The sequence below is a fragment of the Streptomyces europaeiscabiei genome, from assembly GCF_036346855.1.
Taxonomy (GTDB): Bacteria; Actinomycetota; Actinomycetes; order Streptomycetales; family Streptomycetaceae; genus Streptomyces; species Streptomyces europaeiscabiei.
In genome coordinates this window covers 76,690-97,091 of record NZ_CP107842.1, presented here as the reverse complement: position 1 = coordinate 97,091, position 20,402 = coordinate 76,690, and the positions used below count along the sequence as shown (strand labels likewise).

The window sequence follows — 20,402 nt, the reverse complement described above, 5'->3', positions numbered from 1 at the left end:
TGCGTTGACGCCGAGGAGCGAGGAGGACCGCCGCTGGTGGGGCCGCTTGTGCCATCAGCTCCCCCTGGGTTTCCCTTCAAGATCATCCGAAACTCAGAGGGAGCAAGCTAGACAATCAGATATCTGATTGCGCTTGGCAGTCGCCTGACGGCGGCGACTGCTGGCACACTGACGTGTGGTCCCCACAGGTGGGGTCGCTTCGCTGAGAGGGAGGCGTGAGGGCGTGAGCGAGGAGAAGTCGAAACGCCGGGCCGTACCTCCGGGCGGACGGAGCCGACGGGAGGAAGGCGGACGGCGCCACACTGCTTTCGTGCGGATGAACGACGAGGAGTACGCGCTGATTCAGGGACGGGCCATCGCCCTTGGGGTGAGCGTTCCCCGGGCCCTTGTCGAGGCGACCAGTGGGGTACCCCCGCTGACCAAGACACAGCGGAAGGCTCTCCACCAGGAGTTGGCCGGCATCAAGCTGTTGCTCGCCAACCTGACGAACAACGTCAACCAGATCGCCAGGAAGCTCAACAGTGAGGTGGACGTTCCGACGAGGGAGATCCGGGCGGTGCTGGAGCGGGCCGCTGTCGCCGTCGGGAGGGTGGACGACATCGCCGAGAGCTATCGCACGTCGTGAGCATGCCGAACATCACCCGCGGGGGTGAGTCAGAGGGACTGATTCGGTACCTGTACGGGCCCGGATACGCCAACGAGCACGAGAACCAGCGGCTCATCGCCGCGTCGGCCGACATCGTTGCCCCCGGTGCCCCGTACTTTGAGGGCGAGGGTGAGCTGAAGCGCCTGGCCGAGGAACTCGACGCACCACGGACTCTGTTCCAGACGGACATCCCTGGCGGTTACGTGTGGCACTGCTCGATCTCGCTGCCGCCGGAAGACGGGCAGCTGACGGATGAGCAGTGGGCAGACGTCGCTCAGCGGGTCGTCAACGGTATGGGTTTCTCCGAGGCTTCGGGGAAGGCGCCGTGTCGGTGGATCGCCGTGCATCACGGGCCGAGCCTGAAAGGCAACGATCACATTCATCTCGTGGTCAACCTCGTGCGTACGGACGGGACCAAGGCGGATGTGTGGCGGGATTATTCACGGGCGCAGGCACTGTGCGGAGAGATCGATCGCGACATGGGCTTTCGGATCGTGGAAGGCCGTGCCAACGGCCGGGCCATGCCCGGGATCAAGCGAGGCGAGAAGGAATCCGCCGACCGGCGGGGTTTGCCGGAGCCGGCCCGGCTCACACTGGCCCGACGTGTCCGTGCGGCGGCCGCGACCGCCGAGGACGAGGCGAGTTTCGTCCGCAATCTGCGCGCCTCCGGGGTGATCGCCAGGCCGCGCTATAGGACCGGCGGACGCGAGGAGGTAGTGGGGTATTCCGTTGCCCTGCGCAGTGATGATTCCGGTCCTGTGGTCTGGTACGGCGGCGGCAAGCTGGGGAGGGATCTGACCCTGTCGAAGCTGCGGCAGCAGTGGACTGGAGCAGACCCGACGGAGGCAGTTTCGGCCTGGTCTGAGCGCGGAGTCCGGCGTGGGCGGATGACGAACCCGCTCTTGCGTGATGAGGCCGCATGGGAGATGGCTGCACAGCAGATTCAACACATGCGTGAGCAGTTGAAGGCCGTTCCTGTGGACGACGTGGTGCGGTGGTCGCAGGCGGCCTACGAGGCCTCCGGTGTGCTCGCTGTGCTGAGCGCCCGTATGGAGGGCGAGCGGCCGGGCCCTCTGGCGCGGGCATCCGATGTTCTGGCACGGTCGGCTCAGCGCACCAGGGATTGCCGTTCTGCCCCGCTGACTGTGGAGCCGGGCCAGTTGAGAGGAGCCGCTATGGCAGCGCACTACTCGCGTTCGTCTGTTGCCGGCCAGGTTGCGTTCGTCATGGCTCTGCGTAACACCCTGCGCGGGATTCATGCCATGCATGAGGCGCGGGATGAGCGGGACCAGGCTCTTCGGATCGAGGGTGTGGCCCGTGGGGATCTGCAACGGTGGCAGCAGAGCCGAGCAGCGATGCAGGACAGTCCCGGCGCGCTACCGCTGCCGGGTATTGAGCAGGGTCGTGGGCCAGGGCCGCACGGGCCTGACCGCGGTGCAGAGAACGGCCGCTAAACGGGAGGGTTTTCATGGCCGAGGTGTACGACCGCAACGCGAGCGAGGTGTATGCGGCCGGGTCTCAGCTCGGCGGCGACGTGGCCAGGCTGACCATCCTGGTTGCCACGCTCATCGCTGAGCGCATCGTGGAGGAGCGGCGCCAGCGGTACGAGGCCGCGCAGAGGCAGGCCGAAACACGAGCCGCGCAGATGGCAGAACGGGTGCGGGCCGAGCGTTCCGCCGTTCAGCCCGTGCTGAGCGGCGTGCATCAGGAACGGTTCTGGAGGGACGCCGATCCGCGCCGGATCGGCCAGGCATGGCAGGCGGCCAGCGAGTGGGCGGCCAGCGATCCGTACGCCGCCTACACCCTCGATGTACTGCGGGAGAATCTACGCGACCGGTTCGGCATTGAGACGCCAGAATGGCCGGTGGGCGGCGGGGAACTGTCGCGGATCCTGAGCGTGGCCGACCCCGAGTTCCGGCAGGTTCTGAAGGAGGCCCGCACGGCAGCGGAGGCCGAACGCGAGGCTTCCTATGCCGTCATCATCCGAGACCTCAACGACCCCGCGCGTGTGGTGTCCCGTAGCGAGATGCGTGTGCCGGCGGGGATGCCTGTGGACGCGGCAGCCGGACGGGCTTACGCAGAGTGGGCCCGCTCGGCAGACGGCGCCGAATCCGCCAACAGCCACGACCGTTATGCGGTGGAACTCGTCGAGAACACCGGCGCCTCCAGGGCCGCGCACGTGCCCTCCGCAGTGCTGCGGGGCGATCGTGCGGAAGAAGTGCTTGCTGACGCGGAATCCTGGCGGCAGGCCGTTGTGGCGGGGACGGAGTCGGCTTCAGACACCGAGCTTCTCTACGCCCTGTCCGTCGAGCTGGACACGCTCGCAGAGGAGGAGGACCGGCGCCTGTCCCGGCGCGCGGACTATGCCGCCCGCCTGGAGTCCGACGGGGTGGACGGGCAGACCCGTACACGCCTGGCGGGAAATGTCGCCGCGATCGACGAGGGCCTGCCGGGGTTGCGTCAGCAGCAGGCAGACACCGCGCTTCGGCTGGCGGTGACCACAGCCACGCTGCGCGGTGAGAACCCTCAGCATGTCCTCGACGCCGCCGGTCTGCGCGAGAACCTGGACGCGGAATGGTGGGACACGGCCAGCGCGGCTGAGATCGCAGGCACGTGGCAGTACGTCGGCGGCTGGCAGGAGGGCAGAGCCCGGGACGAGGCACACGAGTTTCTGCGGGAGAGCCTGGCCGAGCATCACGGACTGACGGTCCCCCAAAACATTGACCCCGACGGAATTGCCGCTCTGTTCGGCGGCCGCCAGGCACCCGGTCCGGCAATGCGGATCGAAGCCCAGGGCGAGGCCCTGCGCGCGCAGGCTCAGGCCTTGTTCACTGAGTCCTACGACGCGTTCGGCGAGGCCGCTCGGCTCAACACCAACGCCGACCGGTTCCCCGAAGGGCACCCGCAGCGCACGCGGTACGAGCAGCAGGCCAGCACCTTGGTCGCGGAGGCGATGGCGGTGGGCGGTCAGGGCCTGGCTCTGCACGACCAGGGATTGTGGCTCAGCGGGCAGGATGCTGGGGTCAGGGCACAGGCATTTCAGGGCAGGGGCGCCCAGGTGACGCAGAACCTCGCGGACGAGTACCAGAGCCGTTGGGGTCAACCCCTGCACCGAGAAGCCCGGGAGCAGCTAGCCGCCGTCGCTCAGGAGGTAGCCGCGGACGCCCAGGCCTGGCAGGTTCTCGCTACACCAGGCAGCACGGACCCCGCCGCGGGCGTCATCCCCTCTACGGCGAGTGTCTCGCCGGCATCGATCGTCCGCCCGGAGCCGGCCCCGGTCGCGCGTCGGGTGTCGCTTCGCGCATTCACGGCAGAGTGCCGCAGATACCGCACCGGAGAGCGGACACTGCCGCCTGGCAGCGATGTGTACACGGCTGTGTGGGAGGAGCTGGGCCAGCCGAAATCCCCACGGCAAGCGGGCACGGGTGAGGACGCCGAGCGGGACGCCGGCGATGCCGACGGGACTGCCGTGCATGGCGCGGGAGAGGAGCCGAGGGAGGCCGAGGCGGATCCGAACGAGGGACGGCGGCAGGCCGCTGAGGCGGCGTTGGAAGCGATGAGCGACACGGAGGTTGCCGAAGCGGTGCGGGTTGCTGCCCAGGCTTTCCCGGAGGGTGCTGAGGCCGCGACAGCGGCCCCGGCGGGCAGAGGGTCGCGGAGTGCGGGCAACGGCCATGAAGCAGGCCGGGAGCGTGGGTCCGACATCGAGCGCTAGCCCGTCGCACAGGTAGGGAAAAGGGGTGGGGGTCAGACCGGAAGCGGTCTGACCCCCACCCCTTTATGCGTGGCTTCTCAGCTGTCGTCGTCGGTGTCGGTTGCGGAGCTGTTGGCGCTGAACGCGGGAGAGAGCCACAGGGCGGGGTCGGCTGGTTTCACCGGCAGTGGGAGCGACGGCCGAAGACTGTGGCCGTCTTTGGGGCTGCACCCGTTGAACGGGCCGTTGTCGGGGTTGAGGAGCACCCGCATATGGGGGTCGGCGTGCTGGAGGAACCATGTGGACAGACCTAGCGCGGGATCGTGCCGCAGGTTCTCCCAGGCCCGCCACATGGCGGTGATCCGCTGGAGTGCTTCGGGGTGGCGCCACCACTCCGGGCACCAGACGGCGGTAGAGCCGTTGATCTTGCGGCGGTAGGTGGGCGCGAGGTAGTCGGTGACGAAGACTTCCACGTTTGAGAAGACGAGCGGCGGCGGCTTCTTCTTGCCGCGCTTCTTGCCCTTGTTCTTCTTCCCGGCGAGTTTGCCGTTGCCCGGATCGCCAGCCGCGGGGGCGTCGTCCCACTCGTCGACGATGTCGGTCACTGCGTGGCCCCCGGGTCGTACTGGCTGATGGAGGCGGTCACCTCATCTGCCCAGTCGTATTCGTACCAGGGCTTGGTCTCGACGAGGGTGGTGCGGGTCTGCGAGACGAACAGCACGGCCCTCCCGGAGGGGACGGCGGCAAGATCTGCGGGGCTGAGGATTTCCTCCTGACGGCTGCCGATCGTCGTCGACACGTTGGAGACGAGCGGGTTGCTGGGGTGTCCGCCCGGCTGACGGGACTTGGAGTAGGTGAGCGGCTCGAACTGCCCGACCAGGGCGGAGATCCGTTGGAAGAACCGGTCATCGCGGCCGCCGCCGCCATAGCTCGTGATGTTCGCCGTGGCCCAGAGCTTTTCCATGCCGTACTCACCCCACACCGTCACGCCCTGGGCCCAGCTCTGCAAGATGGTGATGATGTTGATGCCGCGCGACCCGTAGTGCGAGTAAATGTCGGGCAGGTCGTTCCACTTGCAGATGTTCGCGGCTTCGTCGAGGACCGGCAGGAGGGGCCGGGCCAGACGGCCGCCCGGCGACTGCATGGCGAACTCTTCGGCGGCCTCACAGATTGCCACCGTCAGAGCGGTCACCAGGGCGCCGGCACTGCCGGTGCCCTCGCGGGAGACGAGGTACAGGGTGTCGGTGCTGCGTACGTACTCGTCCGGCCGGAACGAGCGCTGTTTGGACAGCTCGCCCGCGGCGGGCGGGGTCACCCAGCGCGTGACCCGAGGGTCGCGCAGGCAAGCCACGTTCTTCATCGCCGTGCCGTAGACGCCAGAGCGCTGTTTGTCAGCCGCGTTAAGGATGCTGTGGAGGCCTTCGGCGGCGGCCCGGTAGTCGGGACCGGCCTCTTCAAGGATCAGATACGGCTCGTCGTCGCGCTGGTTGGACAGCCAGCGGTACACCTGCGTGATGGGCCGGTTGTCCAGCCGGGCGGCCAGCAGCATGTTCGCCACCAGCTCCTCGCCGGCGGGGTCGAAGTAGGCATCTGTCTGGGCGCCGGGGGCGCGGGTGTCGGCGGCGAAGTGGCTTGCGAGGCGGGCCGCCTTGGTCATGTCGGTGACGTAGGTCAGCGGATCCCAGTACCAGGTGGGCTCCTCGCCGAGGAGGCCTTGGAAGTCGGCCACCCACACCTCGCCGACCCGCGAGCGCGGCAGACGGGTGGCGTCGACGAGGTCGCGGCGGTTGGTGGTGCACAGCACCGGCGCCTGTCCGTGCCGCATGACGGCCGGGATGGCGAGCGTGGTCGTCTTGCCGGACCGGGTGCCCCAGATCGCCAGGTAGGTATCTTCCGCACTGCCGTAGAGCGGCTGACGGCCGATCACCGACAGCCCGAGGTAGACGCCGGGGGCGACGCCGTCGGCGACGCCGAGCCTGGCCGCCTTGGCGGCCACGGTCTTCGCGCTGATCTTGTCGAGGTCACGGCCCTTGCCCATGTGCCGGGCGGCCGCATCGATGGGCTTGCGGTGGGCAGAGGCCTTGCGTACGACACGGAGCACCAGCACGCCGAGTACGGCCAGGACGACGAGCTCGGCGACCAGGACCACAGTGGCCCACAGGCCGGGCCACTGGTAGGTGCCCGCCGCGAGATTGAACGGCACGGCGAAGGGGTTGCTCGGAGGGGCGGCCGTGCCGCCGAGCGCTGCGCCGGCCGCCGCGGAGGTCCAGGTGACGGCGAGACCGAGCAGCAGCAGGGAGCAGCCGCCCAGGAGGAGCAGGCCGTTGGTGTCCTGGCCGGGGCCGCGCCGCTTCGAGGTCGAACTCACTTGGTCCACCGCCGGTTGGTGTTGTTGACGTCCAGTTCGCTCGGGGTGAGGTCGACGTGGATCGGGATGCCGGGCCGTCCGCCGACTTTGATCAGGAAGTTGCCGCGGCCGGGGGGTTCGGCCTTGCTGTCCCAGCCGGGCGGGGTCGACCAGCCGCTGACCATCTGCTGTTCTGCGCGGGTCATGTCGACCACCTGTGTCAGGCGGGGCATCTCGTCGCGGGGCAGGCCGCCGCAGATGATCATGCCGGACCGTTCGACGAATCCGCCGGCCTTGAGCCGGTCTTCTTCCGTGGGCAGCGCGAGGAGGTCTTTCATCGTGTGCGTGACCATCATGGTGCCCACGCCGCGCTGCCGGTTAAGACGGGTCAGGGCGTCGACGCGGTCGACGAGGCCGCGCCCGGCGCGCAGGACGCGCCACAGTTCGTCAAGGACGAGGAAGTAGTGGCGGCGGGGCTCCAGCCCGGCATCTGCGAGGGCCTGCGCGGCGGTGACCGCGCCGAACCCGTACGACCAGCAGGACAGCAGTGCGGCCGCCTGCAGCAGTTCCTCACCGTCGTCGATGCCGGAGATGTCGAAGCACACCGGCCGGTCGCGGCGCATCGGTTCGCTGGTGGGCCGGGAGAACGTCGTTCCCAGCCGTCCCGAGCCGAGCAGCGCGGTCAATGAAGATTCGAGGGATTCGGTGATGTCGCGGTAGCGGTCGATGCTGCCGCGGTCGAGGGCGACCGCCCGGACCTGTTCGGGGGCTTCCTTGATGACCTGGACGAGGTCGCCGAGGACGGGGGTGCCGTCGTGCTTGTCGTCAAGGACGCGCAAGGCTTCGGCGAGGATGGTTTCTTCACGGTCCGCGGGCGGGGTGGAACGCAGGATGGTGATGAGCGCCGAGACCATGTTGAGGCGGCGGCTGTGGGAGTCGGCGAGCAGGGTTCGGCGGGCCTCTCCGGTGAGCCGGTCGGCCACGGCCGAGATGTCGCCGGGGTCGAGGACGTTGAGGAAACCGCGGCCCGGTCCCAGGGTGATGACCTGTCCGCCCAGGGCGCGGATGAGATCCACATAGTCCGGTTTGAGGTCACCGAAGACCATAGGCAGGACCCCGTATCCGGCCAGGCCCAGGGCCATGCGGCGGACGACGGTGCTCTTGCCGAGGCCGGGTTGGCCCAGGATGAACCCGGACGGGTTGTGGATCAGGCCGGCGCGCATGAACCAGGAGATTGGGTCGCAGCAGACCGTGGAGCCGGTCAGGATGCTGCGGCCCAGCGGCACCCCGACCATGGGGGTGCCGGAGCCGGCGATGAAGGGCCACAGTCCGCACGTCTGCACGGTGGTGCCCCGCCATTCCGGGTGGGGTTGGACGAGCCGTTGGGCGCCGCCACCGGGCCCGGCCCAGCCGCGCAGGCCGGGCCGCCGGACGCGCGGCGGTTTCGGGGTGGTCGACGCCACGGGGTATCTCCAGACGCTCAGATGTTGTCGCGGATGGCGGCGGGCACCAGCAGGTGAGCCGGGAGCACCAGGCCGATGGGCAGGACGGAGGCGAACGCGGAGGCCTGCGAGCCGTTGACCGGCCGGAGCAGGATCCGGGACCGGGGCGCGAGGTCCTCGACGGCTGCCCGCGCCTTGGGCAGGTCCGTGTACGCCGCCACGGTGGCGGTCACCGCCAGGGCGAAGCGGGTGACACCGGCGCCGCGTGCTTCTTCCTGCGCGGACTGTTCGGCAGCCCGCAGGGCAACGGACGCGCGGGCCTGAGCGGCACGTGCCTGATTGCTGCGGAACCTGGCGTCGAGCTTGTCCTGTTCGACGATCTTCGCGGCCTGTGCCGGGTCGTGCGGCCGGTAGTAGAGCGTGACCCGCTTGCGGGCGATGTCGTCGCTCGGCGCCATCAGCGCACCGAGGACGCTGGAGAACACTTCGCCGCGGGGTGCTTCGGACATCTGCCAGGTCACCGACACCCCCGTGTCGTGGCGGTAGTGGTCCCAGGCCTCTTCGGCGCTGGAGGGCCCGGCATCGTGCCACTCCAGGCCGGTGCCGCCGTCGGCCCGTGCCTGTTCGACGAGGGTGGCCACGGTGGGGTCATAGGCGACGCGGACGGTCTCGGCGAGTTCGGCGGCCGTCATCGGCCGGGAGGTGCCCGCCCCGGTACTGGCCAGCGAATCCGTCAAGTGGGGAAGGCGGTTGCCGAGCAGGACCGCCATGTCGCCGGCGTCCTTACGCTCATGGCCGCCGCGGGCGGCCCCAGAGTAGGTCAGGGCGACCCGGGTGGTGATCTGCGCGGACCCGGTCGGGTACTCGGCGAGGACTTCGGTGAGCATCTGCCGGGCGAGCGCGGGCGCGTCGGGGTCCAGGTTGCTGGTCACCTCGTGCGACAGCCGGATCCCGGAGTCGGGGGCTGTCTCCACGGTGACGCTCGCCCCGACGAGGCCGGGTTCATGGGCGAGGCGGGCCAGCCAGCTGCCCCACTGGGCGACCCACTCGTTGACCTGGTCCTGATCGACGAGCGAGGCCCCGTCGGCCTCGCAGTTCAGGACGACGACGTGATGGTTGGTGGTGGGGTAGGTCAGCAGCGCGAAGGGGCGGCCGTAGGAGTCCTGGGCTTCGGACATCGTCGAGGCCGCCGCCAGGCCCGGCAGGGTGCAGGTGCCGTGCCCGGTGCGTCCCAGGGGGCCCGAGCGGTACAGGTGGGCGCCTTTCTTGACAGTCCGTCGCCAGGAGAGGCGAGCGTGGATACGGGCCATGACGGTCCTTCCGTGCCGGTCGCGGAGGGTCATCGGGATGAGGACGAGGGCCAGAAGCAGCCCGACGAACACAGCGAGCGCGAAGCTGACCAGGGTGACGGCGACGATGACGACCAGGCCGCCGAGGAGCATCACGGTCGCGCCGAGGGAGAGCCGTCCCATGCCGCTGCGCAGAGGGGACCGCCAGTTGCCGTACGTCGGTTCCGGCTTGGTGTCAGCCGCTGCCACGGGGGCCCTCCTCGTTCGTGTCGGTCGCGGCGGTGCGCGGGGCGATCACGTGCGTGCCGCCGTCCCGCGATACGGCCCCGTTGGGGGCGCCAACCGGCTGAGGAGCCGGATCGGAGGAGGAACGCGGTGCTCCGTCGGAGGACGCCGACGAGGCCCCGGCGGGGGCTTGTGCCGACGAGGCGCCGGAGGGTTGCGAGCCGGCGGGCTGAGCGGCCCCGCTCTTTCCTGTCCGGACGCCGCCGGAGGCGCCCCCGGCGCGGCCCTTGCCCCCGTTGCCTGCCAATTGCGAGCCGGACGCGGCGGCCGCGCCCCGGCCGCCGCCCGCCCCGGCGGCCGCCTTGGAGGCACCGCCGGTCTTGATGGACACCGCGCCCGAGGCGACGGCGCCGGCGGTACCGAGCACGCTCGATGCCGAGCCCTGCCCGCCCTGGGCGACCGCGTCGACCAGCGGGGTAGCGATCCGCATCAAGGCGGGCAGCGTCAGGGCCGCCAGGACCAGCAGCACCACGCCGGAGATCTGCACCATCAGGTTCGTGTCGTCCGCCGAGTCGCCGCCCTGGGTGAGGCTCGCGAACGACGCGGCGTAGACGATGGCGGCCACCGGTTTGTAGAGCACGAACGCCACCAGCCACGACATGGACTTGCGGAACCAGGCGCGGCCGGTGGGCGTGCCGGAGGCCGCCGCCGACAGCGGAAGGGTGGACACCAGAACGATCAGCATGGCGTTACGGGCCAGCATGAACCCGATCTGCGCCACCGACCCGACGATCAGCAGCAGCGCGAACACCAGCACCAGGCCCATGATCTGCCCCTTCTGCGGGGCGATGATGGACGCGGTGACCACCTCGTTCATGAAGGCCTGCGAGCAGGCCTTGGTGGCGGTGGTGCCCCCGCCGCACTGCGTGGACTGGTTGACGATCCACACGGAGAACTTGTCACCGGCCGAGATCAGCACGTTCACGGCCACGACGAGCGCGGTGCCCGCGAAGACCACCCGCAACAGGGCTGTGGCCGCTTCCCTGATCGGTTCGGTTCGTTGGGTCCAGGCCATGTGGCCAGCCGCGATCATGAGGGTGAGCGCGGACACCCACATGGTCAGCCACTGCGTATGGGCGAAGATGAAGCCCACGGGCCCGCCGTCGCTGCTGAGCGTGGGCGAGTCCATGCCGAGCCAACTCGTGGCCAGCGTCTCGATCAGGCTGCCGGCGGCATCCGCGAACGAGCGGACGATGTCGTCGAAGGCGTTGCCCGCGGCCTCGCTGACCTCCTCCCCCACCGAGTCCTTGGCCTTACAGGCCGCCCAGATGACAGGGACTTTTCCGACCAGGCTGTCACAGACCCCCGCCATCAGACACCGCCCCAGCCGATGAAGCCCTCTTCGGAGGACACGACGCGCTGCTGAGCGGTGCTGGACACCTCGTACTGCCAGTCACCGTCATGCCAGCGCATTGAGGCGGTGTTCACCCTCAGCGCGCCGTCGGAGAAGCGGGTGAGCAGCTCGATCACGGCGGTGTCACCGCCGTAGGTGACGAAGCGGAAACCGGCGAATTGCCCCAGCTCACCGGGAGCTGGCTCCGGCAGCGGCGAGGAGCCCAGCTCGTCGCGGAGCGCGGCGAGCTGGGCGTCTTTGGCGTCCCCGAAGGTCTGTTTCACCCACACGTCCTCCCAGTTGGCGGCGAGCATCGAGCGGATGCTGATCTGTGCCGCCGCCATCAGGGCACCTGTGGGGGTGTGCGCGAAGCAGGTCGTCATGTCGCCGTCGGCGGCGGCCGGGCCTGCCGTTCCGGAGACCGGCAGGGCGACTGTGCGGAACAGGCCCCAGGTGACGCCCTTCGGAGCGGTGGTGGGAAGAGCGGTGTCCTTGTCGGAGAGGCCCGCGCAGCCGTCGGCGGGGGAGGACGCGGCGGTGGTGGCCGAAGGAGCGGGCGCCGGATCGGCGGCTTCGTCGCCGCTGCTGTCGCCGGTTGTGATGACGACCAGGGCACCGAGCAGGATCACCGCGACGATGAACACGGCGGAGACGACGAACCAGCGCTGACGAAATGGGCTGTCGTCGCCGGTCGGAGGGGTGGGGGGCCGGTTGTCGTACGCAGACATGACAGATCCTGTCGTGGTCGGGTCAGACGAGGAAGCCGACGAGGCTGGAGGCGGAGCCGATGATCACGCAGGCGACCATGACCTTGGCGAGCCCCGACGCGGCCTCGTAGCCCTCCCCGTTGCGGTAGGCCATTGCCATGCGGCCGGCCACGACGAACAGGGCGAGGATGCACAGCGACGCCACACCCCACGCCACCCAGTTCATGATCTGAACGAAGTCCTCCGAGCCCGGCGGGGTCACGGGCACCGGGTCGGGCAGGGGCGAGGGCGTAGCCGAGGGTGCCGCGCGGAAGGCGTGGCTGGTGCTGGAGATGTGGTCAAGCATGCTGGGTTCTCTCCGAACTGTGACGGGCCAGGTCGCGTTGCAGGGCGCCGAGCCGGCGGGACTGGTCGGCGGAGGGCGTCTCGCCCAGCCGCCAGGCGTCCAACCACGGCACCGTCCAGGTGCGCGGGAGGCCGCCGCTGACGAGATGGAACAGGTCTTTGAGCGGACGGGGCAGCTTGCCCGGAGCGTCGGCGAGGACGACTAGGCCGAGCAGGTCGACGCCCTGGACGTGCCCGGATGCCCATTGCCGAGCAGCATTCTGAGCGGCCGTCAGCCCGGCGACGTTGGAGCGGCAGACGAGCACCACGGGGTGGCGCAGGTTGGCGACCGGCGCGGGCCACATGCGTCCGGCGTCGTAGCCGCCGGGGAGGGCGTGTTGAAGGCTGGTGACCCCGGCGCCGCCGTGGCAGCCGAGCCAGGCCCAACCGCCCTGCGGTGCCACGGATGCAGGAGCAACGGGAAGTCCGTGCTGCGGCGGCGGTACGGCACCGGGCTGAGGGCCGAGAGAACGCCCAAAACCGTTTGCCTGTGCAACCGGGTGTGCGGTAGTCACGTCTTGTGCATCTGAACTCGCTTGAGTCAGCCACGGATTCGGCGAATCGCTCGCCACAGCACGCCCCCTTGCCTCTTCACGATGTGCGAACATTCTAGACCTAGTGCTATCTGATGTTGCAAGATGTTACGTGCCAACAACAGATCGCATTCAACGAGAAGTTGATGCTCATTCGGGATGAAGTGTCATGGGGGAAGACGTGTGACTAGGATGCGCGGACATGACGGATCGCGAACCCTTGGCAACCTATGCGGACGTGCTGACATCGGCAGAGGTCGCCGAGATCCTGCGGGTCAGCCCGGTGCACGTTGCCCGGAGGGCCGAGTGGGGCACGCTTCGGGCCTTTCGAGTCGGCACGGACCGGGCCGCCTGGCGGTTCGACAAACGCCGCATCGTGGCGGTCATGCAGGGACGGCCCGGCGACGGGCAACTCCCGCCCCTGCTCTCCGAGCCCCCCGAGGTGCTCACGGCCAGCGAGGTCGGGGCCCTGCTCCGGTACGACCCGGCCACCATCGCCCAGCTGGCGGCCAAAGGGCTGTTGCCCGCCTTCAAGACCTCCCCGAGCCCCCGGGCACCGTGGCGCTTCCGTACGCGGGAGATCAATGCCCTGATAGACGGCGCACCACCGACGGCCCCCGCGCCGGACGCATCCGCAACACCGTGAGGGGGACCGCCCGGTGACGTCCAAGGGAGGGCCGATCGCCGTCGGTGTCGCGGGCGCCCTGGGCATGCTCATGGTCGGGCTCAGCGTTCTCGGCGGCGCGATGGAGAACACCGACGACAGCAAGCCGGCCGGGAGCTCCACCGCGCTCAACGCGGACAAGGTGCCGCCCGAGTACGTGGATTGGATCATCCGGGCGGGCACGACCTGCGACGGGGTGAGCGCGCCCCTGATCGCCGCTCAGATCTCCGCGGAATCCAACTGGAACCCCAACGCCAAGAGCCCGGTGGGCGCCCAGGGTCTGAGCCAGTTCATGCCCGGTACCTGGGTCAGCTGGGGTGTGGACGCCGACAAGGACGGCAAGGCCGACCCCTTCACCCCGGCCGACGCGATCATGACCCAGGCCCGCTACGACTGTTGGCTGATGAAGAAGGTGCGCAGCTACCACCTCGACGGCGACCCCACCCGGCTCATGCTCGCGGCATACAACGCGGGCCCCGGCGCGGTGGAGCAGTACGGGGGCATCCCCCCGTACATCGAGACGCAGACGTACGTGGAGCGCATCATGGAGCGCGTCGCGCAGTACAGCCGGATCGAGGAGGGGGACGACACCGGCGGGCCGCTCGGCCAGCGCATCGCCGCCCAGGCCAAGCGGTGGATCGGAACACCCTACGCGTGGGGCGGCGGAGGCCTCAGCGGCCCCACCCGGGGCATCGCCCAGGGCGCGGGCACCATCGGATTCGACTGCTCGTCGCTCACCCAGTACGCGGTCTACCACGGATCCGGCGGCAAGATCACCCTTCCCCGCACCAGCCAGTACCAGGCCAAGGAAGGCACGGCCGTCTCCCGCGACGACGCCCAGCCGGGCGATCTGGTGGCGTTCAGCCTGAACGGCGGCGGCTTCGACCACATCGGTGTTGTCGTCGGCCACGGGCAGTTCGTGCACGCGCCGCGCACGGGCGACAGCGTCAAGATCAGCAGTCTCGACGAGCCGTACTACAAGAGCCGCCCCATGACGATCCGGAGGATCGGGTGAAGACCACGACCACCAGGCGCCGCGCCGGACGTGCCGCCGCGGCCGCCGCGCTCGCGGCCGTACTGGCCACCGGGTGCGGCGCATTCGGCGGCGACGACAGCGGCAGCGACGCCGCCCCGCCCAAGGAGCCCACCCCCAGCGGCACCGGCCCCTACCCGCTGCCCCGCGACGCCACCGAGGCCGCCCCGCTGCCCACCGGAGCAACCGGCCAGCCCAAAGGCGGCATCCCCTCCCCCGCCGACGTCGACAGCAGCGACGCGACCGCCGTGAGCAAAGCCGCGCTGACCGCGCTGACCACCTCTGACACGGCTATCGACACCAGCCGCAACGACGCCGGCCGCCGCACCGCGGAGGCCGGGTGGTGCACCACTTCCTACGCCGAGCAGCTGCGTGCGGCGGTCTCCCGCTCCCAGCCCGGCACCGACTGGACGACCTGGGCCGAGCACAAGGCCTACACCAGGCCCCGGCTCACCCTCACCGAGGAAGCGGGCCGCCCCAACGACACCCCGAGCACGGCCTACCGCCAGTGGACCATCACGCTCACCCCCACCGGCCGCGACGGGTGGAAGGGCCGCGAGGAGGTCCACGTGGCGTTCGCGGAACTCACCCGCGCCACGGCGTCGAAACCCTGGCGGCTGAACGCCGTCACCTTCCAGTGAGGAGGACACGGCGATGACCAGCACCCCTGTGCCCGCCTGGCCCCGCTACCAGCTCGCCGCCCAGGCCGACGGCACCGTGACCGTCACCGGCCCCGCAGCCCCGGCCGGGCCGTACGCCGGCCGGGCCGAGGCCATACAGGCCGTCGCGGCGATCGCCGCCCGTCTGGCACCTCCCCGCGCGGTCCTGGCTGACGCGGTCGACGACGACGGCACCATGTGGCCGCTACAGATCGACCCCGACGGCACCGTGCACGAAGCCGGCGCCGCCGTGGCCGCCAAGAAGACCAGGGGGCGCCAGAGGAAGAACGGACGCGGCACCGCCGCCCCCTCACCCCGCCGGTCCGCGAAGCGCACTCCGGCACCCGAGCCGGCGCCGATCCCTCCGGCTGACGCCGGGCAGCCCGCCGCATCGCTCCCCCAGCCCGCGACGCCGTTCGTCATCCCCACCGTTGCGGAACCCGAGGACGACCGGACCGTCCGGGTACGCGCCCCGCGTACGGCCCCCGACGACGAGACGGTCCGCGTCCGCGCAACCCGCCGGACCCTCCAGGTCACCGAGCAGCACGAGCGGCCTGCCGAGGAGGCACCCGCCCACCAACCGGCCCCGCCGGTGATCTCGCAGCCCACTCCCCTGCCTGCCCCCGCGGCCCGGCAGGACCCCCGGATCGCCGCCGCGCAACCACAGATCCCGAGCTATCTCCGGGTGCGGGCCCTGGAACAGGCCGGACGCCTTGACGAGGCTCTTCACATGGCGGCGGCCCTCGACGAGGCCGCCGCCCGCGAGCACGGCCCGAGTCACCGTTCCGCCTTGCAGGCCCGCGAAGTTCTCGCCCACCTCACCGCACGGCGCGGTGACCTCCCCGGAGCGTGCAGCCTCTACCGGGATGTTGCCGAGCGGTGGGCCCTGCAGCGCGAAGAGGCAGCCGCCGACGAGGCCGCCGGACGGGCACACGCCCTATGGCTCCAGATCCAGGACCCAGCCCAGGCCGTCACCACCGGCGAGACCATCGTCCGGATGCGCGCCAGCATCCCCGGCCCGCAGGGTCGGGCGTACGACAAGGCCGTCCGGCGCCTTGCCCAACTCCGGGACACCAGCACACCCCCTCCCGCCGCACGCTGACACCAACGGAGGGCGGGACCCGGACCGAAGTCCGGGCCCCGCCCTTCGTCGTCCGACCGGCGGAGTGCCGCTACGCCGATGCCGGGAGCGTCATGCCGAGGACGGCAGCCGCCTGGTAGCGGTCGACGTACCGATCTCCCAGCACCGCTGCCGCCAGCTGAACCAACGGGTCACCAGTCAGCGTTTCCGCCACCAGCTCAGCCACCTGCGTCGCAGGCAGCGTCATGACCTCCCGGACCGCGGCGGCCGCAGCGTCCCCAGCCAGCAACTCGGCAGCCGTGAACGCATCCTCACGTACAGTCATTTGCAGATCCTCCACAGGGATCGAGGCCCCGAACGACGAGACGCACCGCCGTCGGAGGCCGAAACGTGAGGGGTCGGGTGCCAGCCCGGCCCCTCTTTAAGTTTGTGCAGGTCAACAGCCCGACACTTATGCACTTATGCATGTACAAGTGCAAGATACGCCATGGGGAGCCTGATAGGGCAAGGGGCGCGAGCACTTATGCCCGCATAATGTCGTGCATGCCTAAAAGTCTTGTGGAGTGGGCGGAGGGTACCGGCGGACAGCCGCCCATCGTCACGGCCGCTGCATGGAAGGGGGGCGACGGTAAGTCCACCTTCGCCCGCGAGCTTGCGTATCTGCTGGGTGCCGTCCTGGTGGATCTCGATTGGGACCGGGGTTGTAGCTCTCGGTCCATGGGTTACCGGTACGAAAAGTACGTTCGGTATCCCATGCAAGATGCCTTCAGGAACGGGACGGTCCCCAGGCCAGTCAAGGGGCGCCGCATGGCTGACCTTGTGCCGTCCTACCCCGGCCTGGTGGATGAGCAGCCGGATAGGGAGGCCGTGACGGATGCTCTGCTCAAGTGGGCGCGTGAGTGGCAGCGGCCCGTAGTCGTCGACACGCACCCGGGTGGCTGTGAGGCCACCTACGGGGCGGTGAACGCCGCCAACGTCGCCGTTGTGCCGGCAGTGCTGACGAAAGAGTCTCTCAACGCTCTTGAGGGAATGGTGGACGAGCTGACGAGTCACCCGTTGCTCATCACTCCCAATAAGGTTTCAGCGCCACCATCTTGGGCGCGCAAGCAGCTCAGGACGATCACGAGCAGCCACGGCGGGTTCCCGACAGGCCCTGTTGTTCACGATGAGTCATGGCTCCGGAGTCGGCGGATCAACGTAGCTGTGTCCTCCGAACCGGTGCCGAAGCGGGCCATGCGCTTCGTAGGCTCCATGGATGGTCTGGTGGATGCGGTGATCAACTATGGCGAGTAGCTTGGATGATCTGGAGAACGAGGCCGCTGCCCGCCGCCGTGGAGACGGAGGCCGCCGCACAGCCGGCGAGTCGCGCAACCCTCGCAAGCCCGCGAGTGAGGCCGCCCGCCGTGAGGAACTCGCGCGGCGTGAGAAGGAGCGGCAGCAGCGTGAAGAAGCCCGTCGCCGGTCAGAAGCGACCCCGGAGGTGCTCCCTGCCAAAGAGGAGACCGCGTCCCCTCCGCCTCCCAGCAAGCCTGAGATCACCGAGGCGGTCGACAAGAAGTCATCGCGACCGAAGTCGATCCCGTTCTACCCGAACCCCGAGCACGAGTCGTTTCTGTGGCGAGTCACCGAGGCTGGGGCGGCGAGGCAGGAGAGGATTCCTGCGACTGCGGTTCTGCGGCTCGCCCTCACTCGGCTTGAGCAGCAGATGACCCCGGGCGAGATCGTGCAGATGCTCGGCGAGCCTGTGCAACCCACAGGCAAGATGGGGCGACCCCGCCGGTAGGGCGGTGCACCGCTGTGCAGGAGCCTGTGCAGCGGTGTGCAGCACCCTGTGCAGCTGTGCGCAGGGTGGTTGGTGAACGACCGTCAGCAGGAGATCTCTCGTTGCACTTATGCATGCATAAGTGCAAAACTGTGTAAGCGTCAAACTTCGCAGTGCAGCGGGTCGTGCAGGCCGTGCACCTTGTAGTGCAGGGCTGTGTGGCTACGATGACGCCTTGTGCAACACGGTTATGGCAGTGAAAGTGCACGCGCTTTTGATGGCACAACCGTTATGCACTTATGCGTGCAAAAACATAGAGCGGCTCCGGGTTCGCTTTGGCGGGCAGGCCCGGAGCCGGTGGCCGAGGAGAGGACTCCCCGATGCATCACCAGAGTACGGGCTGCATGGCCTGGCGAGGAACTATCGCTCAAGCGGGTGAAGTCCGATGACTCTCCCTGAAATGCCCGAACTATCGCAGCTCAGCCGCCAGCTCGGCCTGGCGCCCGAATGGGCGACGCCTGCCGCCGCGGCTGTTGCCGCCCTTGCTCTCTTGGCGCTCTACACGGTGCTCCGGCGACGACGTGGGCGGGGTGGGCTCCAGGTGCCCGCCAGCACCCCCCAGAACGGCCGAGGGGAGGCCGTACGCGCAACCGTGGCCGCAGCCGGGCCGCTCGCTTTCCTCGGCGCCTGCGGCATGCTCGTATCGCTCTACGGCCTGTATGGGTTTGCGACTGACTCGATGGAACTCCCCGTCGTCTTCGCAATCCCATTCATGGCTATTTGGGACCTTGCTGAAGCCACATGCTTCGTGTCTCTGTATCGATCTGCGCTGGTGGAAAGCCACTGGACACGGCCGATGAGAAGGACTCGGCGCATGGCGTGGGGCCTGGTCACGGCCAGCGCTGTCATGAACGCGGCCCACGCACCCGGCAACTGGGTGTCCATGGTGGCTTTCGCTCTCGTGCCGCCCGTCTCGGCGAAGCTCATCGAGCACGAGTTGGACAAGCAGATGTCCGCCAACTCCGATGAGGACGAAGAGGACGTTACCCCGGGCTTGGTCCGGCTCTTGCAGCTTGGTTACGTGCACGTTTGGGCACAGGTGTTCGCTCAGCTGGGCCTCGATGCCACAAGCCGAGACGGGGTGATCCACCAAGACGCCCGTATCCGCCGCGCCGCACGCAAGATCCACGAACTTGGGATGGCCCTGGACCGGGCCGACGCCCTCCGTGAGGCTCCGGAAGCAGTCGGCCGCAAGGCCCAGCGGGACCGCGAGAGGGAGCTGAAGAACGCCGCTACTGCGGCTGAGGAGCTTCGGGGCAAGGCCGAGTTGGCCATCGACGTGGCCGGCATCGCCGGTGACACCCCGGCTCAGCTGATGCTCGCCCGGCACCTCACCGCACGAGGTCGCGTCGCTGACCTGGCACGCATGGACAAGGCCGATCCCATGGGCATGGTGGCCATGCTCGAAGACCTTTCTATCGTCCCCAGCGTCGCAGCTCTGGAAGAGGGCGCCCGTGCGGCTCAGGCGAAGAAGGAACGCGAGCAGGCAGAACAGGCAAGGGACAAGGCTCTCGCAGAGCAGGCTGAAGCTGAGCGGATGTCCGAGGAGATCCGCCGTCAGGCCGCCGACGAACTCACGCAGGCCAAGACGACCTTGGAGCAGGCCCGGAAGGCGTCGGAGGACGCCCACAGTGAGGCACGGCAGGCCAAGGAGAAGACAGCCGAGGCCGAGGAGACATTCCGGCAGGCTGAGGCCGAACGTGACCGGCTCGCGGGTGAGATCGAGCAGCTCAGGAGCCGTGCGGGACAGCTCAAGACGAATGTGAACGCTGGGGAGTCTCGCGAACGGGGACTTCGAGATGAAGTGTCCGCCCTCCAGTCCCGTGCCGACGAACTACGCGGCGAAGTCGACGGACAACAGCGCAGGGTCGACGAGGCTCGCCAGGAGGTGAAACGAGCTGAGGAAGCGCAGAGCAGTGCTGCCACCAACGTGGAGCGCGCTCAGCGCCGGGTGAACGAACTCGCCGAGCAGTACACCGCGATCGAGGGGCAGATCAGGCAGCTCACTGAGCGGCGGCAGGAGAAGATCACCGAGGTTGAGCGCCTGGCCAGCGAGAAGGAGCGGGCCGAGGATGAGGCCCGCAGGGCAAACGAGCGGGCTGCCGCCGCACTTGCACAAGCGCAGGAGGCCGAGGGACACCGCAACGCGGCCCACGTCGTGCTCCAAGCAGCGCGGGACGAGTTGCTAGAGGCCCTCACGAGCCCGGAGGAGCCGACGGCCCCGCGTTGGACGAGTCAAGCCAAGGTGCGCGGCTGGGAGCTGTACCTGCACACGGTGCACACCGAGGGTCGTGAGCCCACTGACCAGGAGCTAGCCGGCGACGAACGGGACGCGAGCACTGCCCGCCGTTGGCTCTCTGACTTCCGTGCGGAGCTTGCCCGCCATCAGGTGATTGCACTGCCTGCACAGCAGCGTGCACAGGACCGCACAGCTGTCCGAGAGCCCGCGCTCACATAGACGGGACGATTACACAGCAATGCAC

18 protein-coding genes are annotated in these 20,402 nt (G+C 69.1%); 9 read left to right on the top strand and 9 right to left on the bottom strand.

The window, feature by feature from the left end:
- The first annotated feature begins 310 nt into the window (after window positions 1-310).
- From OG858_RS47335 to OG858_RS47325, 3 genes are read left to right on the top strand one after another with little or no spacing between them, the layout of a single operon-like run.
- The gene (locus tag OG858_RS47335; RefSeq protein ID WP_330346636.1) at window positions 311-625 is read left to right on the top strand and encodes a hypothetical protein; all 315 of its coding nucleotides are present in this window, start codon (window positions 311-313) and stop codon (window positions 623-625) included.
- 2 nt (window positions 626-627) lie between these two features.
- On the top strand, window positions 628-2,100 hold the full coding sequence (locus OG858_RS47330; RefSeq protein WP_330346635.1) for a relaxase/mobilization nuclease domain-containing protein: 1,473 nt from the start codon (window positions 628-630) through the stop codon (window positions 2,098-2,100).
- Window positions 2,101-2,114: 14 nt separating this feature from the next.
- Window positions 2,115-4,361, top strand: coding sequence for a hypothetical protein (locus OG858_RS47325; protein ID WP_330346634.1), 2,247 nt, complete (start codon window positions 2,115-2,117; stop codon window positions 4,359-4,361).
- Window positions 4,362-4,438: 77 nt separating this feature from the next.
- Here OG858_RS47325 and OG858_RS47320 read toward each other — a convergent pair whose 3' ends face one another.
- The 8 genes from OG858_RS47320 to OG858_RS47285 are packed head-to-tail and all read right to left on the bottom strand — an operon-like array spanning window position 4,439 to window position 12,531.
- The gene (locus tag OG858_RS47320; protein WP_330346633.1) at window positions 4,439-4,945 is read right to left on the bottom strand and encodes a DUF4913 domain-containing protein; all 507 of its coding nucleotides are present in this window, start codon (window positions 4,943-4,945) and stop codon (window positions 4,439-4,441) included.
- Window positions 4,942-6,708, bottom strand: coding sequence for a type IV secretory system conjugative DNA transfer family protein (locus OG858_RS47315; RefSeq protein WP_330346632.1), 1,767 nt, complete (start codon window positions 6,706-6,708; stop codon window positions 4,942-4,944). The genes OG858_RS47320 and OG858_RS47315 overlap by 4 nt, the downstream gene beginning before the upstream one ends.
- Entirely contained in the window at window positions 6,705-8,150 is a 1,446-nt protein-coding gene (locus tag OG858_RS47310; protein ID WP_330346631.1) for an ATP/GTP-binding protein, read from the bottom strand. The genes OG858_RS47315 and OG858_RS47310 overlap by 4 nt, the downstream gene beginning before the upstream one ends.
- Window positions 8,151-8,167: 17 nt before the next feature.
- A complete protein-coding gene (locus OG858_RS47305) occupies window positions 8,168-9,667 on the bottom strand; it encodes an SCO6880 family protein (RefSeq protein WP_330346630.1) in 1,500 nt (499 codons plus the stop codon).
- Window positions 9,654-11,015: a hypothetical protein gene (locus tag OG858_RS47300; RefSeq protein WP_330346629.1), complete on the bottom strand. Its 1,362-nt coding sequence runs from the start codon at window positions 11,013-11,015 to the stop codon at window positions 9,654-9,656. Before OG858_RS47300 ends, OG858_RS47305 begins: the two co-directional genes overlap by 14 nt.
- Window positions 11,015-11,764, bottom strand: coding sequence for a hypothetical protein (locus tag OG858_RS47295; RefSeq protein WP_330346628.1), 750 nt, complete (start codon window positions 11,762-11,764; stop codon window positions 11,015-11,017). The genes OG858_RS47300 and OG858_RS47295 overlap by 1 nt, the downstream gene beginning before the upstream one ends.
- A gap of 22 nt (window positions 11,765-11,786) precedes the next feature.
- Entirely contained in the window at window positions 11,787-12,089 is a 303-nt protein-coding gene (locus tag OG858_RS47290) for a hypothetical protein (RefSeq protein WP_330346627.1), read from the bottom strand.
- Entirely contained in the window at window positions 12,082-12,531 is a 450-nt protein-coding gene (locus OG858_RS47285) for a DUF6668 family protein (RefSeq protein ID WP_330346626.1), read from the bottom strand. The genes OG858_RS47290 and OG858_RS47285 overlap by 8 nt, the downstream gene beginning before the upstream one ends.
- Window positions 12,532-12,862: 331 nt before the next feature.
- Between OG858_RS47285 and OG858_RS47280 the strand changes: the two genes are divergently transcribed.
- The 4 genes from OG858_RS47280 to OG858_RS47265 are packed head-to-tail and all read left to right on the top strand — an operon-like array spanning window position 12,863 to window position 16,118.
- Entirely contained in the window at window positions 12,863-13,306 is a 444-nt protein-coding gene (locus tag OG858_RS47280) for a helix-turn-helix domain-containing protein (protein WP_330346625.1), read from the top strand.
- A gap of 13 nt (window positions 13,307-13,319) precedes the next feature.
- The gene (locus OG858_RS47275; RefSeq protein ID WP_330346624.1) at window positions 13,320-14,339 is read left to right on the top strand and encodes a C40 family peptidase; all 1,020 of its coding nucleotides are present in this window, start codon (window positions 13,320-13,322) and stop codon (window positions 14,337-14,339) included.
- Window positions 14,336-14,998, top strand: coding sequence for a hypothetical protein (locus OG858_RS47270; RefSeq protein WP_330346623.1), 663 nt, complete (start codon window positions 14,336-14,338; stop codon window positions 14,996-14,998). The genes OG858_RS47275 and OG858_RS47270 overlap by 4 nt, the downstream gene beginning before the upstream one ends.
- Before the next feature lie 13 nt (window positions 14,999-15,011).
- On the top strand, window positions 15,012-16,118 hold the full coding sequence (locus OG858_RS47265; RefSeq protein WP_330346622.1) for a hypothetical protein: 1,107 nt from the start codon (window positions 15,012-15,014) through the stop codon (window positions 16,116-16,118).
- Window positions 16,119-16,188: 70 nt separating this feature from the next.
- Here OG858_RS47265 and OG858_RS47260 read toward each other — a convergent pair whose 3' ends face one another.
- The gene (locus tag OG858_RS47260; protein ID WP_330346621.1) at window positions 16,189-16,422 is read right to left on the bottom strand and encodes a hypothetical protein; all 234 of its coding nucleotides are present in this window, start codon (window positions 16,420-16,422) and stop codon (window positions 16,189-16,191) included.
- 218 nt (window positions 16,423-16,640) lie between these two features.
- Between OG858_RS47260 and OG858_RS47255 the strand changes: the two genes are divergently transcribed.
- A complete protein-coding gene (locus OG858_RS47255) occupies window positions 16,641-17,390 on the top strand; it encodes a P-loop NTPase family protein (RefSeq protein WP_330346620.1) in 750 nt (249 codons plus the stop codon).
- Window positions 17,391-18,319: 929 nt separating this feature from the next.
- The gene (locus tag OG858_RS47250; protein ID WP_330346619.1) at window positions 18,320-20,377 is read left to right on the top strand and encodes a coiled-coil domain-containing protein; all 2,058 of its coding nucleotides are present in this window, start codon (window positions 18,320-18,322) and stop codon (window positions 20,375-20,377) included.
- Window positions 20,378-20,402: the final 25 nt, after the last annotated feature.

Coding starts and splice junctions, on each gene's coding strand:
- OG858_RS47330 (WP_330346635.1), top strand. CDS start 628: ATGCCGAACATCACCCGCGGGGGTGAGTCAGAGGGACTGATTCGGTAC.
- OG858_RS47325 (WP_330346634.1), top strand. CDS start 2,115: ATGGCCGAGGTGTACGACCGCAACGCGAGCGAGGTGTATGCGGCCGGG.
- OG858_RS47300 (WP_330346629.1), bottom strand. CDS start 11,015: ATGGCGGGGGTCTGTGACAGCCTGGTCGGAAAAGTCCCTGTCATCTGG.
- OG858_RS47295 (WP_330346628.1), bottom strand. CDS start 11,764: ATGTCTGCGTACGACAACCGGCCCCCCACCCCTCCGACCGGCGACGAC.
- OG858_RS47290 (WP_330346627.1), bottom strand. CDS start 12,089: ATGCTTGACCACATCTCCAGCACCAGCCACGCCTTCCGCGCGGCACCC.
- OG858_RS47280 (WP_330346625.1), top strand. CDS start 12,863: ATGACGGATCGCGAACCCTTGGCAACCTATGCGGACGTGCTGACATCG.
- OG858_RS47265 (WP_330346622.1), top strand. CDS start 15,012: ATGACCAGCACCCCTGTGCCCGCCTGGCCCCGCTACCAGCTCGCCGCC.
- OG858_RS47260 (WP_330346621.1), bottom strand. CDS start 16,422: ATGACTGTACGTGAGGATGCGTTCACGGCTGCCGAGTTGCTGGCTGGG.
- OG858_RS47255 (WP_330346620.1), top strand. CDS start 16,641: ATGCCTAAAAGTCTTGTGGAGTGGGCGGAGGGTACCGGCGGACAGCCG.
- OG858_RS47250 (WP_330346619.1), top strand. CDS start 18,320: ATGCCCGAACTATCGCAGCTCAGCCGCCAGCTCGGCCTGGCGCCCGAA.